13 protein-coding genes are annotated in these 14,927 nt (G+C 74.9%); 11 read left to right on the forward strand and 2 right to left on the reverse strand.

Features of this window, described 5'->3' with window-relative positions:
* Positions 1–31: 31 nt before the first annotated feature.
* A complete protein-coding gene (locus SSP24_RS15900; protein WP_141310194.1) occupies positions 32–1,255 on the reverse strand; it encodes a polysaccharide pyruvyl transferase family protein in 1,224 nt (407 codons plus the stop codon).
* 581 nt (positions 1,256–1,836) lie between these two features.
* On the opposite strand from SSP24_RS15900, the gene SSP24_RS15905 reads away from it, so the two are divergent.
* From SSP24_RS15905 to SSP24_RS15950, 10 genes are all read left to right on the forward strand, one after another.
* Complete coding sequence (locus tag SSP24_RS15905; protein ID WP_141310195.1) at positions 1,837–2,802, forward strand: NAD-dependent epimerase/dehydratase family protein; 966 nt, start codon at positions 1,837–1,839, stop codon at positions 2,800–2,802.
* Positions 2,803–2,871: 69 nt separating this feature from the next.
* Positions 2,872–4,533 (forward strand): carbamoyltransferase family protein, encoded by a 1,662-nt coding sequence (locus tag SSP24_RS15910; RefSeq protein WP_141310196.1) that lies wholly within the window; start codon positions 2,872–2,874, stop codon positions 4,531–4,533.
* Between the two features lie 208 nt (positions 4,534–4,741).
* Positions 4,742–5,827 carry a glycosyltransferase family 2 protein gene (locus SSP24_RS15915; protein ID WP_141310197.1) on the forward strand — a complete coding sequence of 362 codons (1,086 nt, stop codon included), beginning with the start codon at positions 4,742–4,744 and terminating at the stop codon, positions 5,825–5,827.
* The gene (locus SSP24_RS15920; protein ID WP_141310198.1) at positions 5,824–6,441 is read left to right on the forward strand and encodes a D-glycero-alpha-D-manno-heptose-1,7-bisphosphate 7-phosphatase; all 618 of its coding nucleotides are present in this window, start codon (positions 5,824–5,826) and stop codon (positions 6,439–6,441) included. Before SSP24_RS15915 ends, SSP24_RS15920 begins: the two co-directional genes overlap by 4 nt.
* Positions 6,438–7,604: a glycosyltransferase family 9 protein gene (locus SSP24_RS15925; RefSeq protein WP_141310199.1), complete on the forward strand. Its 1,167-nt coding sequence runs from the start codon at positions 6,438–6,440 to the stop codon at positions 7,602–7,604. Before SSP24_RS15920 ends, SSP24_RS15925 begins: the two co-directional genes overlap by 4 nt.
* Positions 7,601–8,566 carry a glycosyltransferase gene (locus tag SSP24_RS15930; protein ID WP_141310200.1) on the forward strand — a complete coding sequence of 322 codons (966 nt, stop codon included), beginning with the start codon at positions 7,601–7,603 and terminating at the stop codon, positions 8,564–8,566. The genes SSP24_RS15925 and SSP24_RS15930 overlap by 4 nt, the downstream gene beginning before the upstream one ends.
* Positions 8,563–9,834: a glycosyltransferase gene (locus SSP24_RS15935; RefSeq protein ID WP_141310201.1), complete on the forward strand. Its 1,272-nt coding sequence runs from the start codon at positions 8,563–8,565 to the stop codon at positions 9,832–9,834. Before SSP24_RS15930 ends, SSP24_RS15935 begins: the two co-directional genes overlap by 4 nt.
* Before the next feature lie 131 nt (positions 9,835–9,965).
* Entirely contained in the window at positions 9,966–10,628 is a 663-nt protein-coding gene (locus SSP24_RS15940; protein ID WP_141310202.1) for a D-sedoheptulose-7-phosphate isomerase, read from the forward strand.
* The gene (gene rfaE2 / locus SSP24_RS15945) at positions 10,625–12,034 is read left to right on the forward strand and encodes a D-glycero-beta-D-manno-heptose 1-phosphate adenylyltransferase (RefSeq protein ID WP_141310203.1); all 1,410 of its coding nucleotides are present in this window, start codon (positions 10,625–10,627) and stop codon (positions 12,032–12,034) included. Before SSP24_RS15940 ends, rfaE2 begins: the two co-directional genes overlap by 4 nt.
* Positions 12,031–13,047, forward strand: a complete 1,017-nt coding sequence (locus tag SSP24_RS15950; protein WP_229865581.1) for a glycosyltransferase family 9 protein — start codon at positions 12,031–12,033, stop codon at positions 13,045–13,047. Before rfaE2 ends, SSP24_RS15950 begins: the two co-directional genes overlap by 4 nt.
* 4 nt (positions 13,048–13,051) lie before the next feature.
* Here SSP24_RS15950 and SSP24_RS15955 read toward each other — a convergent pair whose 3' ends face one another.
* A complete protein-coding gene (locus SSP24_RS15955) occupies positions 13,052–14,410 on the reverse strand; it encodes an MFS transporter (RefSeq protein WP_268255094.1) in 1,359 nt (452 codons plus the stop codon).
* Between the two features lie 309 nt (positions 14,411–14,719).
* On the opposite strand from SSP24_RS15955, the gene SSP24_RS15960 reads away from it, so the two are divergent.
* Positions 14,720–14,914: a DUF2795 domain-containing protein gene (locus SSP24_RS15960; protein ID WP_141310206.1), complete on the forward strand. Its 195-nt coding sequence runs from the start codon at positions 14,720–14,722 to the stop codon at positions 14,912–14,914.
* The last annotated feature ends 13 nt before the right edge of the window (positions 14,915–14,927 follow it).

Here is a 14,927-nt window from a genome sequence, read left to right on the forward strand (position 1 = left end):
GCGCCCCCTGCCGGGGTCGAGGGCCCGGTCGTCAGGTCGCCGTTCCGGTACTCGGCCGCAGCAGGTGCAGGCCCGGGCGTTCGGTGTCGGACACGGCGCCGGTCTGTTCCTCCAGGGAGTCGAGGACCACGGCGCACCGGACACAGGTCTCCCGGGCGGTGCCCCGAAGCGCCTGCACGCGGGCGTCGAGATCGTCGCGGCGCTGCGGGAACTCGTCCCACAACCGGTCCACCTCGGCCAGCAGCAGCCCGGCCTGTTCGCGCGCCACACCGACCAGCGCCGGCGCCCCGATCCGGCGGGAGAAGTCGAAGACCTTGCCGGAGTAGGGCAGTGGGAGCACGGGCAGCCCGGAGAGCGCGGCGAAGATCACGAAGTGCAGGCGCATGCCGACGGCGAGGTCGAGGTGGTTCATGAAGCCGAGGACCTGGCCGGGGCTGTAGACGCTGTGCAGGATGCGTCCCCGGTCGGGTGCGGTCATCCGGGAGAGGACGCCGTGGGCGTGGTGGACGTCCTGGCGTTCCATCGGCACGAAGACCACATGGGCCTCCAGTCGCCGTACCAGGAAATCGGCCACGTCGGCGAGCAGGGCGTGGTAGTCGCTCTCGTCGAGTTTCTCCGCCGCGCGGCCCGGTTCGCGCACCGACATCCCCACCAGCCGGGTCTCGGCGGGGATGCCCTCCTGCCGCATCATCTGGTCGGTGAACGGCTCCGGCGGCAGCAGCAGCGCCGGATCGGCGGTCACGGTGAGGTCGCGGTCGAGCCCGGCCTCCTCCAGCACGAGCCGTGACTCCTCGTCCCGGACGACGACCTCGTCCATCTTCGGCAGCACCGCCCGTACCGCCTCCCGGTCCTCCGCCTCCCGCAGCGGGCCCGCGCCGACGGCGTACGCGAAGGTGCGCACCCCGCGGCCCTGCGCGGCACCCACCAGTCGCAAGTAGCGACGCGCCTCACCGTCGTAGAGGATGCCGCCGCCCCCGAGCACCAGCAGGTCCAGGCCCGACAGGACGTCGAGGATCTGTTTCTGCGGGACGCCTTCCCAGTCGACCACCTCGTCGGCGGCGGGCTGGTGGGCGCGGGTGTGCTCGGCGTTCCGGCTGAAGACGACAAGCCGGGCCTGCGGGCGGTGGGCGCGCAGGCAGCCGAGGACGCAGGTCAGGATGGCCTCGTCGCCGAGGTTGAAGCCTCCGTAGGAGCCGAGCAGGCCGATGCGCGGCCCCGGCCCTGCGGACCGGCGAGGCTGTGTGGTGGTGGTCATCCGGAACTCCTGTCCAAGGAGCTGACGAGCTGTGCGGGGGTCCGGGACAGCGGCGCGGGCGCGGCGAGGGGTCGGATCGGGGCCTCATGGGTCGCTGCCGCGGGCTGGGCCCGGGTTGCCTTCCCCACGCAGGAGAAACCCCCAGGCGGGGAGAAACCCCCCGACCAGGTACGTTCCGACAGGCAGCGTCATCCTTTCACGGGATCGGACCCGCCACCATCGCAGCGCGAGGGACCCCGGCGTCCATCGCAGCACGAGGGACCCAGCGGCGATCACAGTTCCCGCTCCGGGGGTTGGGGCCCGGACAGTGGGGAAACCGGCGTCTCATGTCAACGCCCGAACCCCTCCGGCCCCACGCTCCGAGGGCCTCACGCTGCGTGCATCACCCGGATGCCGTACGCCTGAGAGCCTCCTGGGCGCGCACGGAGGACGCTGATCTCGGTACTGGGCGCCCCCGCGGCGCCCGCGGTCGGCGTCGGAGAGAAGGCGGAGAAGGCGGGGTCGAGAAGGCAGCAACCAGGGTCCCGGATCGGCGCCAGGCATCCGACAGGCCGTCGTCGTCATGTGCAGAGGAGACCTGAATGACCACCGCATCGTCACGTACCTGGGAGCACGCCGTCGTCACCGGCGGCGCGGGTTTCGTCGGCTCGCATCTGTGCGGCGCCCTGCTGGACTCCGGCGCGGCGGTCACCTGCGTGGACGACTTCAGCACCGGCAGGCCGGAGAACGTCGCCCCGTTGCTCGACCGCCCCGGGTTCACGCTGGTGCACGCGAACGTCGCCGAACGGATACCCGTCCAGCGGCCCCCCGACCTCGTCCTGCACCTCGCCTCCCCGGCGTCCCCGTCCGACTATCTGCGGCTGCCCCTGCACACCATGGAGACCGGCAGCCTCGGCACCCGCAACGCCCTGGCACTCGCCCATGACCACGGCGCCCGCTTCCTGCTCGCGTCGACGTCCGAGGTGTACGGCGACCCGCAGCAGAACCCGCAGGACGAGCGGTACTGGGGGAACGTCAACCCGGTCGGTCCGCGCAGCGTGTACGACGAGGCGAAGCGGTTCGGCGAGGCGCTCACCACGGCGCACGCGGAGGCGGAGGGCACCGACACCTGCATCGTGCGGCTGTTCAACACCTACGGCCCGCGGATGCGCGGCCACGACGGCCGGGCGGTGCCGACCTTCGTCCGGCAGGCGCTGGACGGCGAACCGCTCACGGTCACGGGCGACGGCCGCCAGACGCGTTCCCTGTGCTACGTCGAGGACACCGTCCGGGGCATCCTCGCGGCGGCGGCGCACGGCCTGCGCGGCCCCGTGAACATCGGCAATCCGGGCGAGATCACCATGCTGGACCTCGCCCGCCTGGTGATCAGGCTCGCCGGTTCCTCCTCGGAGGTCCGCTTCATCGAACGGCCGACCGACGACCCGGCGGTGCGCTGCCCGGACATCACGCTGGCCCGCGACAAGCTCGGCTGGGAGCCCGTGGTGGACGCGGAGGACGGCCTGCGCCGCACGATCGACTGGTTCCGCGCCACGGCCACCGAACGGTGAGGCGCGCCGAGGCGGGAACGCCCGGTCACCGACTCTCCCCCACCCCATCGCACACCCCCCAGGACCCCCATGCGCATCCTCGGAATCAACGCCCTCTTCCACGACCCCGCCGCCGCACTCGTGATCGACGGCCGCACCGTGGCCGCCGCCGAGGAAGAGCGGTTCTCCCGCCGCAAGCACGGCAAGCGTCCGGTGCCGTTCTCCGCCTGGGAGCTGCCGGAGAAGGCCGCCGCGTGGTGTCTGCGACGGGCGGGCCTGCGCCCGCAGGACCTCGACGCGGTCGCCTACTCCTACGACCCGCGGCTCGCCCGGCCCGCCGAGGCGATGGGCCTCGACGATCCCTGGGACCACCTGCGGCAGACGTACGCCCGTGAGGCCCCGGGCTTCCTGCGGGCCGCGCTGCCGGGTCTGGATGCCGGCAAGGTCCGCTTCGTCCCGCACCACATGGCGCACGCCGCGTCCAGCGCCTTCGCCGCACCCGACGCCGGCGACTCCTCCGTGCTGGTCCTAGACGGCCGCGGGGAACGCGCCTCGCACCTCGCGGCGCGGCGGGTCGGGGACCGGCTGGAGGCGCTGCACGCGCAGGAGCTGCCGCACTCCCTTGGCCTGGTCTACGAGGAGCTGACCGACCATCTGGGCTTTCTGCGTTCCTCGGACGAGTTCAAGGTGATGGCCCTGGCCTCGCACGGCAGCCCGCGGATGCTGGCCGAGCTGCGCCGGTACGTGTATCCCACCGGCGACGGCGGGTTCCACGCCACCGGCGTCCCCTGGCACGCGTTCTGCCCGCCGCGCGGCGCGGACGAGCCGTGGACGCAGGAGCACGCGGACGTGGCCGCGAGCGCGCAGGCCGTGCTGGAGGAGACGCTGCTCGACCTGGTGCGCTGGCTGCACGGGCGGACCCACCACAGCGTGCTCACCCTCGCCGGGGGCGTCGCGCTGAACTGCGTCGCCAACTCCCGTATCGCCCGCGAGGGTCCCTTCTCGCAGGTATGGGTGCAGCCTGCGGCCGGTGACGCGGGCACGGCGCTGGGCGGTGCGCTGCTGCTGGCGGCGGGCGCGGGGGACGCTCCGGAGCCGATGGCGGGCGCCGACCTGGGCCGGGACTGGTCCGACGCGGAGCTGGGCGCGTGGCTGAAGACGGCGGCCGTACCCTTCGAACGGCCCGCGGACATCGCGGAGACGGTGGCCGAGGCCCTCGCCGACAACGGGATCGTCGCCTGGTTCCAGGGGCGCTCCGAGTACGGTCCCCGGGCGCTCGGCCATCGCTCGCTGCTGGCGCATCCCGGGCACGCGGGCAATCTCGAACGGCTCAACGACGTCAAGGGCCGTGAGCAGTTCCGGCCGGTGGCGCCCATGGTGCTGGCCGACCGTGCCGCCGAGATCTTCGACGGGCCGCTGCCGAGCCCGTACATGCTGTTCGTGCACGACGTGGCCGCATCCTGGCGCGAGCGCATCCCGGCCGTGGTGCACGTCGACGGCACGGCCCGCATCCAGACCGTGGACCCGGCGCAGGAGCCGCTGGTGGCCCGCATGCTGGGCGCGTTCGAGCGGCGCACCGGACTGCCGGTGGTGGTCAACACCAGCCTCAACACGGCGGGCCGGCCGATGGTCGACGATCCGCGCGACGCCCTGGAGTGCTTCGGCTCCTCACCGGTCGACCTGCTCGCCATCGGCCCGTACGCGGTCCGGCGCGGCGACTTCTTCCGCGCGACGGGGAACGGGAGGGCCTGATGCGGGAGCACACGGCTCGGGCAGCACATCTCATACGACACCTGCAGGGCTCCGTGACGGAGAACGCGCCGTCGGCGGCGCACGGAGTACGGCGAGGGCAGGAACGCACGGCCCGGGCGGCAACCGGCCCGAGAACCCGGTCCGCCGCCCAATCCGCCGCCCCCACCGCGCACGCCGATCAGGCCGAGCACGCCCCCCGGAGGCCCCGATGACCCAGGCAGGACCCAGCACCGAATCCGAGTACGCCGACGACGCCTACGCGGTGGTGATCCCCACCCTGGGCCGCCCCAGCCTGACCGCCTGCCTGCGCGCCCTGGCCCGGTCCGGCGGCCCCCGCCCCGTGCGGCTCATCCTCGTCGACGACCGCCCGGACGCCTCGGTGGGCGCGCTCACGCAGGATGTCCCCGAGCAGCTGCGCCCGCTCACCACGGTCGTCCGGGGCGGCGCCCGGGGCCCCGCGGCGGCCCGCAACGCCGGATGGCGGGCGGCGGGACGCGTCCCCTGGATCGTCTTCCTGGACGACGACGTGGTGCCCAGCCCCTCCTGGGGCGAGGACCTGGCCCTCGACCTGGCCGGGGCGACGTACTGGACGGGCGCGGTCACCGCACGGATCGACGTACCGCTGCCGCCGGACCGCCGCCCCACCGACTGGGAACGCAACACCGCCGGGCTCGCCACCGCCCGCTGGATCACCGCCGACATGGCCTACCGGAGGGCGGCCCTGGAGGCGGTCGGCGGTTTCGACGAACGCTTCCGGCGGGCCTTCCGGGAGGACGCCGACCTGGCCCTGCGGGTGCTCGCGGCCGGCTGGACGGTGACGGCCGGGGACCGGCGTACGACGCATCCGGTGCGGCCCGCCGACCGCTGGGTGTCGGTACGGCTCCAGGCGGGCAACGCGGACGACGTGCTGATGACCCGGCTGCACGGCCGGTCGTGGTGGGGCCGGGCGGGGGCGCCGCGCGGGCGGCTGCCCCGGCATGTGGCGGTGACCGGGGCGGCGGTGACGGCCCTGGCCTGCGCGGCCGTGGGCCGGCGCCGGGCGGCCACCGCGTGCGCCGGGCTGTGGCTGGCCGGGACGGCCGAGTTCGCGCTGGCCCGGATCGTGCCGGGGCCGCGCACCCGCGACGAGGTGGTCACGATGGCGCTGACCAGCGTCGCCATCCCGCCCGCCGCCGTCTGGCACTGGCTGCGCGGGCAGCTCGTCCACCGGAACACGGCGCCCGTCACCGCCGACGGGACCGGTGAGCCGCCGCGTCCCTCGCGGGAACCGGACCGGGAACGGGTGCCCTCATGACGCCGCTCACGACGCCGCGCCGCGCACCGGGACCGTGGCTGTTCGACGGGCCCCGGCAGGCGGTACCCGACAGCTTCCCGGCGGCCGTCCTGTTCGACCGGGACGGCACCCTGATCGTCGACGTCCCCTACAACGGTGACCCGGCGCGGGTCGTGCCGATGCCGACGGCGCGGGAAGCCGTCGAAGCGGTGCGGGCGCGGGGCGTCCCGGTCGGCGTGGTGAGCAATCAGTCCGGCGTCGCCCGTGGCCTGTTGACGTACCGTCAGGTCTCGGCGGTGCGGCGGCGGGTGGAGGAGCTGCTCGGCCCGTTCGGGGTGTGGGCGGTCTGCCCGCACGGCCCGGACGACGGCTGCGGCTGCCGCAAACCCGCGCCGGGTCTGGTGCTGGCGGCGTGCGAACGGCTCGGCGCACCGGTGGACCGCACGGTCGTCATCGGCGACATAGGGGCCGACGTAGCCGCTGCCCGCGCCGCCGGCGCCCGGGGCGTGCTGGTGCCGACCCCGGTGACCCGCCCCGAGGAAACCGCAGGCGCCGAGGCCACCGCCCCCGACCTGCGTACGGCGGTCCAGCTCGCCCTGTACCCGGCGCCCGATCTCGTCCCGGGAGAGTCATGACGGCCGATTCCCGAACCCTGCCCCGCTCGCTGGTCGTACGTCTGGACAGCGCCGGCGACGTCCTGCTGGCCGGGCCCGCCGTGCGGGCCGTGGCCGCCGGATCGTCGTACACGGCGCTGCTGTGCGGGCCGCAAGGGGCGAGCGCGGGACGGCTGTTGCCGGGCGTGGACGAGGTCCTGGTGCACGACGCGCCGTGGGTGGGGCTGGAACCGGCGCCGGTCTCCCGGCAGGCGACCCGGCACCTGCTGGACGCGCTGACGGCCCGTCGCTTCGACCGGGCCCTGGTGCTGGTGTCGTACCACCAGAGCCCGCTGCCGGCCGCCCTGCTGCTGAAGCTGGCGGGCGTCGGCTGGACGGCGGCCGACAGCGAGGACTATCCGGGTGCCCTGCTCGACCTGCGCCACCACCGGCAGGCGCACCGGCACGAGGTGCTCGCGGCCCTGGACCTGGCCCGGGACGCGGGGTTCGCGCTGCCGCCGGGCGACGACGGAACGCTGCGCATTCGGACCCCGCCGGACATGACCCACCTGACCGGCTCCGAGCCGTATGTGGTGCTGCATCCCGGCGCCGCCGTGCCCGCGCGGGCGTGGAGCCCCGAGCGGGCGGCGCGGGCGTCGGCCGCGCTGTCCGCCGCCGGGTACCGCGTCGTGGTCACCGGCGGCCCCGCGGAGCGGGAGCTGACGGCCCGGGTGGCCGGAGCGCATGCCCTGGACCTGGGCGGCGTCACCCATTTGGAGCAACTGGCCGGGGTGCTCGCCGGGGCGCGGGTCGCGGTGGTCGGCAACACCGGGCCCGCGCATCTGGCCGCCGCCGTCGGCACGCCGGTGGTGTCGCTGTTCGCGCCGGTGGTGCCGGTCGAGCGCTGGCGGCCGTACGGCGTCCCGCACGTGCTGCTGGGGGACCAGGAGGCCGCCTGCGCGGGCACCAGGGCCCGCAACTGCCCCACGTCGGGCCACCCCTGTCTCGACGGGATCGGTGACGCGGAGTTACTGGCCGCGGTCACCGCACTCTGCGCAAACCGGCCAGTTGGGATGAATGACTTCAAGCAGACAAGGAAGTCGAAGCGGACGGGCCCTGTGGTGGACCAGGGCCCGTCGCCCAGGCCCGCCGCCCCGTACGGACCGGGTGGCAGGGCCGAGACGGAACGAGGAGCGTCCAAATGAACATCCTGTTGTGGCATGTGCACGGCTCCTGGACGACGGCGTTCGTCCAGGGACCGCACACCTACCTCGTTCCTGTCACCCCCGACCGCGACGCCGACGGCCTCGGCCGCGCCCGTACGTTCACCTGGCCCTCCTCGGTGCGGGAGCTGACGCCCGCACAACTGCGGGACGCGGACGTGGACCTGGTGGTCCTCCAGCGCCCGCACGAGTGGGAGCTGGCCGAGCGCTGGCTGGGCGGCCGGCGCCCCGGCCGTGATCTGCCCGCCGTCTACCTGGAGCACAACGCGCCGGACGGCGACGTCCCCACGACCCGGCACCCGTTCGCCGACCGCGACGACCTCACCCTGGTGCACGTCACCCACTTCAACCGGCTGTTCTGGGACTGCGGCAGCACCCGCACCGAGGTGATCGAGCACGGCATCGTCGACCCGGGCCACCAGTACACCGGCCGCCTCCCGCGCGCGGCCGTCGTCGTCAACGAACCGGTGCGGCGCGGCCGTTACACAGGTACCGACCTGCTGCTCGAACTGGCCCGTGCCGCCCCACTGGACGTCTTCGGCATGCGCACCGAGGGCCTCGCCGACCACCTGGACCTGCCCGAGGAGCGCTGCCGCTCCGCCGACCTGCCGCAGAGCGAACTCCACGCGGCCATGGCCGAACGCCGGCTGTATCTGCACCCGGTGCGCTGGACGTCCCTCGGCCTGTCGCTCCTAGAGGCCATGCACCTGGGCATGCCGGTCGTGGCGCTCGCCACCACGGAGGCGGTCGAGGCGGTCCCGCCGGACGCGGGCACGCTGTCCACCCGCCCCGAGGTGCTGGCCCGGGCCGCCCGGCGCTACCTCGAAGAACCCGAGGCCGCCGCCGAGGACGGCGCCCGCGCACGTCAGGCGGCCCTCGAACGGTACGGGCTCAAGCGCTTCCTGGACGACTGGGAGCGCCTGCTGACGGAGGTGCGCTCATGACGTCATCGGCCGGATCCCTGCTGCACACCCACTTCGACACCGAGGGGCCGGGCTCGCTCTCCATCGCGCTCGTCTCCGAGCACGCGAGCCCGCTGGCCGCGCTGGGCGGAGTCGACGCGGGTGGGCAGAACGTCCACGTCGCCTGCCTCGCGAGCGCGCTGGCTGACAGGGGCCACCGCGTCACCGTGCACACCCGCCGCGACGATCCCGACCTGCCCGACGTCGTGCCCCTGCGCGACGGGGTGGAGGTGCACCATGTCCCGGCCGGACCGGCGGAGCCCATACCCAAGGACGAACTGCTGCCCCATATGGGCGACTTTGCCCGCCATCTGACGCGCGTGTGGCGGGGCCGTTCGCCCGACGTCGTGCACTCGCACTTCTGGATGTCGGGACTCGCCTCGCTGCGCGCGGTGCGCCCGCTGGACCTGCCCCTGCTGCACACGTACCACGCGCTGGGCACGGTGAAGCGGCGGCACCAGCAGCTCGCGGACACCAGCCCACCGCAGCGGATCGGCCACGAGACGGACGTCGGCCTGAACTGCGACCGGGTCGTCGCCACCTGCCGCGACGAGGTTCTGGAGCTGTCCCGGATGGGCATCCCCGCCGACAAGGTCAGCGTCGTACCGTGCGGGGTCGACACCGAGCTGTTCACCCCTCAGGGGCCGGCCGCGAAGCGCCGCACCCAGCGCTACCGGCTGCTCCAGCTGGGCCGGCTCGTGCCCCGCAAGGGCGCGGCGGTCTCCGTCGCCGCGCTGGCCCGGCTGCCGGACACCGAACTCCTCATCGTCGGCGGCCCCGCGAAGGACCTGCTCGACGAGGACCCGGAGGTACGGCGCCTGCGCGACCTCGCCCGCCGGGCCGGGGTCGCCGACCGCGTCCACTTCACCGGCGGGGTGCCCAGCCGCCAGGTGCCCGCGCTGCTGCGCGGCTCCGACGTGGTGCTGTGCCCGGCCGACTACGAACCCTTCGGCATAGTGCCGCTGGAGGCGATGGCCTGCGGCCGGCCGGTCGTCGCCAGCGCGGTCGGCGGCCAGCTGGACACCGTCGCCGACCCGGCCACCGGGCGGCTGGTGCCGCCCCGCGACCCCGAGGCGCTCGCCCGGGCCGTCGCCGACCTGCTGGCCCGGCCCGAGGCACGCCAGGCGTGCGGCGCGGCCGGGCGCCGCCGCGTGCTGCGCCGCTACGGCTGGAACCGCGTCGCGGCCGAGACGGAGGCGGCGTACTGCGCCGTCCTGGAGGCCCGCCAAGCCGTGACGGAGGTGGTGTGAGCCATCGACGCCCGCCGGTCCGGGCGGCCCGCCCGGGCTTCGACAGCGTTCCGAGCCACCGCACAGCACCGACGCCCGAAGGAGGTGCGGGTCCGGCCGCCGTCCCGTGTGACGCGGTACGCCCGACCAGCATGAGCGAATTCTCCGCAACCCCCGGGTCCCCCGTCACCGCCGCGCCAGCCGCGCTGGAGGCCGCGCAGGGGCACTGCCGGTCTCTGGAGCAGGCGCTGGTCCGGCTGCGCCGGGACGGGCTCGTTCGGATAGCCGACTGGGGCGGCCGGCTCGCCGCCGTCCTGCCTTCCGGCGGCCGCCTGCTGGCCGCGGGCAACGGCGGCAGCGCCGCCCAGGCCCAGCATCTGACCGCCGAACTCGTCGGCCGGTACCGCAGGGAGCGGCCCGCCTACTCGGCCATCTCCCTGCACGCCGAGACCTCCAGCCTCACCGCGCTCGGCAACGACTACGGCTTCGACCAGGTGTACGCCCGTCAGGTGGCCGCTCACGGGCGGCCCGGGGACGTCCTCGTGCTGCTGTCCACGTCCGGCCGCAGCGCCAACCTGATCAGCGCGGCCGTGACCGGCCGGACGGCGGGGCTGCGGGTCTGGGCGATGACCGGGCCGCGGCCGAACCCGCTGGCCGAGGCCGCCGACGAGGCGCTGTGCATCGACGCCGACACCACGGCGACCGTCCAGGAGGCCCATCTGGTCGCCGTGCACCTGCTGTGCGAGGCGTTCGACGCGGCGCTCGCCCCCCGTGCCGCGTCGCGCGCCGTCGCCGCCCACCGGAGGGCATCGTGACGGGGCCGAAGCCGCTGGTGGTCGTCGGGGACGTGCTGCTGGACGAGGACATCGAGGGCGTCGCGACCCGCCTGGCCCCCGACGCGCCCGCGCCGGTCGTCGACGTCACCCAGGACCGCACGCACCCCGGCGGGGCGGGGCTGGCCGCCGCGCTGGCCGCCCGGGGCGGGCGTGAGGTGGTTCTGGTGACCGCGCTCGGCGACGACGACGCGAGCGAGGCGGTACGCCGTGAACTGCGCGGCCGGGTCCGGCTGGTGGAGATTCCGCTGACCGGCAGCCTGCCGGTGAAGACCCGGGTGCTGGCGGGCGGGCGCCCGCTGGTGCGCATCGACCGGGGCGGCGGCACCCCGGGCGAACCCGACGGGGCGGTGCGCGATGCGCTGGCCCAGGCGCACGCCGTGCTCGTCGCCGACTACGGGCGGCACACGGCGAGCGCCGTCCGGCAGCATCTGGCCGCGGTCGTGCCGCGCACCCCGCTGGTGTGGGACCCGCATCCCAAGGGCGAGGAGCCCGTCCCGGGGGCGCGGCTGGTCACGCCGAACGCGGCGGAGGCGCGCGGCCTGTGTCCCTCCGGAGGATCCGAGGGCTCGGGAGGCTCAAGGAGCGACTCCCTGCGCGACCACGCCGAGCGGGGGATGGTTCTCGCGGAGCGCTGGCAGGCGGCGGGCGTCGCGGTGACGCTCGGCGACCGCGGGGTCCTGCTGGCCCGGCCGGGCGACGGTACGCCGATGCTGATCCCGCCGCCCTACCGGGCCACCGGGGACCCGTGCGGCGCCGGTGACTGCTTCGCCGCCGCGACCGCGGCCGCGCTGGCGGACGGCGCGCTGCCCGAGGAGGCCCTTCAGCGGGCGGTGGCCGAAGCGGCGGCGTTCGTGTCGGAGGGCGGGGCCGGCAACCCGGCGCTGTGGCGGACCGCGCCCGCCTCCCCCGCCATCGAAGCGCCCAGCACCGACCCCTTCGCCCTCGCCGAGCAGGTCCGGGCGCGCGGCGGCACGGTGGTCGCCACCGGCGGCTGCTTCGACCTGCTGCACGCCGGTCACGTCGGCCTGCTGGACAGCGCCCGCGGCATCGGCGACTGCCTCATCGTCTGCGTCAACTCGGACGCCTCCGTCGCCCGCCTCAAGGGCCCGGGACGGCCGCTCAACCCGGAGGCGGACCGCGTCCGCGTCCTGCAGGCCCTCGGCTGCGTCGACGCCGTCGCCGTCTTCGACGAGGACACCCCCGAGGAACTCCTCGCCCGGCTGCGGCCCGATGTGTGGGTGAAGGGCGGCGACTACTCCGTCCAGGACCTGCCCGAGGCCGGGACGCTGCGCGCGTGGGGCGGACAGGCGGTGATCCTGCCCTACCTGGACGGCCGGTCCACGACCCTGCTGGCCCGCCGCGCGGCCCGCGCCGCCGCCCGGTGACCCCCCGACCGGCCCCCCGCCTCCTGGTGCTGCGCGCGCTGGGCCTCGGCGATCTGCTGACGGCGGTGCCCGCGCTCCGGGCGCTGCGCCGACACCTCACGGGCCACGAGCTGGTCCTGGCCGCCCCGGAACGCCTGTCCGGGCCGGTCGCCGCCACCGGCCTGGTGGACCGACTGCTGCCCACGTCCGCCCCCGGCCGGGAGGTACCCGCCGACCTGCCCTGGACGGGCCCCGCCCCCGACCTCGCCGTCGACCTGCACGGCAACGGCCCGCCGAGCCATCTGCTGCTGCAACGCCTGTGCCCGCACCGCCTGTTCGCCTACGCGCACCCGGACACGCCCGACATCGTGGGCCCCGCCTGGCAGGAGGACGAGCACGAGCGGGACCGCTGGTGCCGTCTGTTGCGCTGGTACGGCATCCCGGCCGACCCTCTGGACCTACGGATCCCGGCGCCCGCCGCGTCCTCCCCCGCGCCGGGCGCCGTCGTCGTGCATCCCGGCGCGGACGCCCCCGCCCGCTGCTGGCCGAAGGAACGGTTCGCGGCCGTGGCCCGGGAACTGCGCCGGTGCGGTCACGACGTCGTGGTGACCGCCGGGGCGGGCGAGGGTGCGCTGGCCGACTACGTGGCGACGGAGGCCGGGCTGCCGTCGGCGGCGGTCCTCGGCGGCGCCGGTGACGTGCCGTTCGACCAGCTGGCCGCGCTCGTCACCCAGGCCCGCTGCGTGGTGGTCGGCGACACCGGGCTGGCCCACCTCGCCACGGCGCTGGGCACCAGCTCGGTCGTGCTCTTCGGCCCGGTCGCCCCTCGGCTGTGGGGCCCGCCGCCCGACCCGCGCCACCGGGTGCTGTGGCACCCCGGGGAGGACGACTCGGCCCGCCCGGGCGACGCCCACGGCAGGGAACCGGACGCCCGGCTGCTGCGGATCGGCGTCGAGGAGGTCGTCGAGGCGGTGCGGGCGGTGACGGACGGTGTCCCGGGCGACGCGCCGGTCCTCGGGTCGATACGTCTCTGACCTGTCAGGCGGCCGTGCTCAGCTCCGGCTGCGGTGCCGTGCCGTCGCGCTCCCCCGTCCGCACCGGCACAGGCGTCGCCGTACCGCGTTGCCGCAGCAGGTACCCCGCCCCGAGGGAACCGGCGATGACCAGGCCGCCGATCACCAGGGCGCCCCGGGCGCCGGCGAGTTCCATCAGCAGGCCCAGCAGCGGCGGACCGGCGAGGCCCCAGCCGGTGCTGATGCTGCCCCAGACACCGAGGACGCGGCCGCGCATGTGGGCGGGCGGGTCGGTCTGCAGGACGGTCGTCCCGGCGGTGTCGGAGACGGACTCCACCACGGCCATGGGCAGCACGAGCACCAGCAGGACGGCGATCGACGGCGACAGTCCCGCCGCCGCCTGGAGCAGCGCGCCGGTGGCGGCCAGGGCGGCCACGAGCCGTACCGAGGGCCTGCGCAGCCGCGCGCCGAGCACCGCGCCGAGGATGCCGCCGACTGCGAGGACGGTGGAGACGGTGCCGAAGGCGCCGGCGCCCGCCGCGAGCGGGCCGGTGACGAGGACGGCGAGGGTCAGGCCGTAGTTCCGGCCGAAGATCGCGCTGATTCCGGTGACGCCCGCGAGCGCGACCAGCCGGGGGCGGCGCAGGAAGTAGGCGAGGCCCTGCCGCACGGTCATGTCCGGCGCGGCCGCCCGCTGTGCCGAGGCCTTGGCGCCCCGCTGGGCAGGGATGCGTGCCGCCGCCTTGGCGCCACGCTGAGCGGGGATGACGTACTTCACCGCTCCGGCGGCGGGGCGCAGGAACGGGATGACGGCGGCGACGAAGAGGAACGACAGCCCGTTGGCCGCATAGGCGGCGGCCGTGCCGAGGAAGCCGACGGCGACACCGGCGAGTGCGGTACCGGCGAGCCGGCCCGCACTGTGCACCAGCGAACCGACGCCGATGGCGGAGGGCACGTCCTCGGTGGGGACCAGGTCGTTGCCCAGCAGGGCGCAGGCGGGGCCGTCGACCGTGGCGATGGTTCCGGTGACGGCGGCCAGCACCAGCAGGACGGTCAGGTCGAGCCGGTCGGTCGCCACCAGCACGGCCGTCACGAGGGCGACGACGCCCAGCAGCGCCTGGCTGACGAGGGCGGTGAGCTTGCGGGGCCAGCGGTCGACGGCGGCCCCGCCCGCGAGGCTCACCAGGAGCGCGGGCGCGGCCTGCACGGACACGGACAGCCCGGTGGCGGCGGCCGACCCGGTGATCTGCAGCACCAGCAGGTTCTGCACCGTGAGCTGCATCCACGTACCGGCGTTCGACACGAAGTTCGCCAGCGACCACCAGCGCATGCTGCGGTATTTCAGGGAGCGCCACGGCGAGCGTGAGCCGGCGGCAGGAGGCAGGTCGGAATCAGGTGACGTAGGCACAGGAGTACTCGAAGGCGGGGCGACGGTGGTCAGGCTGAGCTCGGAACACCGGCTGCGCTGCGCGGTCGCTCCACCTGGATCTGGGCGCCGCCCATCGTGGCAGACGGGACTTCCGAGTCATGACCGACGCCCTGACCCCCGGAAGATCCACAAACCGCAATCGGCCCATGCACCTGCGGATTTGCCCCGCCTGTGCACTTGCTCACAGGATCCTGCGCCGATCGCGTTATGCGACGCACGTCACGGGAACGCGGGGAGCTGAAACCTCACCACAGTGGAGGAGCCATGGCTGGTATCAGGCCCCCTGATCTGCAGAAGGCCCTGTCCGGTGCGGAGTACCCGGCCGATCGCGACAAACTGGTCGAGGTCGCCCGGAAGAACCACGCGCCCAAGGAGGTCACCGAGCGGATCTCGCACCTCGGCAAGAAGAAGTACGAGAACCCGGCCGAGGTCAGCAAGGCCGTCTTCCAGAACGAGTGACACACACGACGCC

The organism is Streptomyces spinoverrucosus (assembly GCF_006539505.1).
In the GTDB taxonomy this organism is placed as follows: domain Bacteria; phylum Actinomycetota; class Actinomycetes; order Streptomycetales; family Streptomycetaceae; genus Streptomyces; species Streptomyces spinoverrucosus.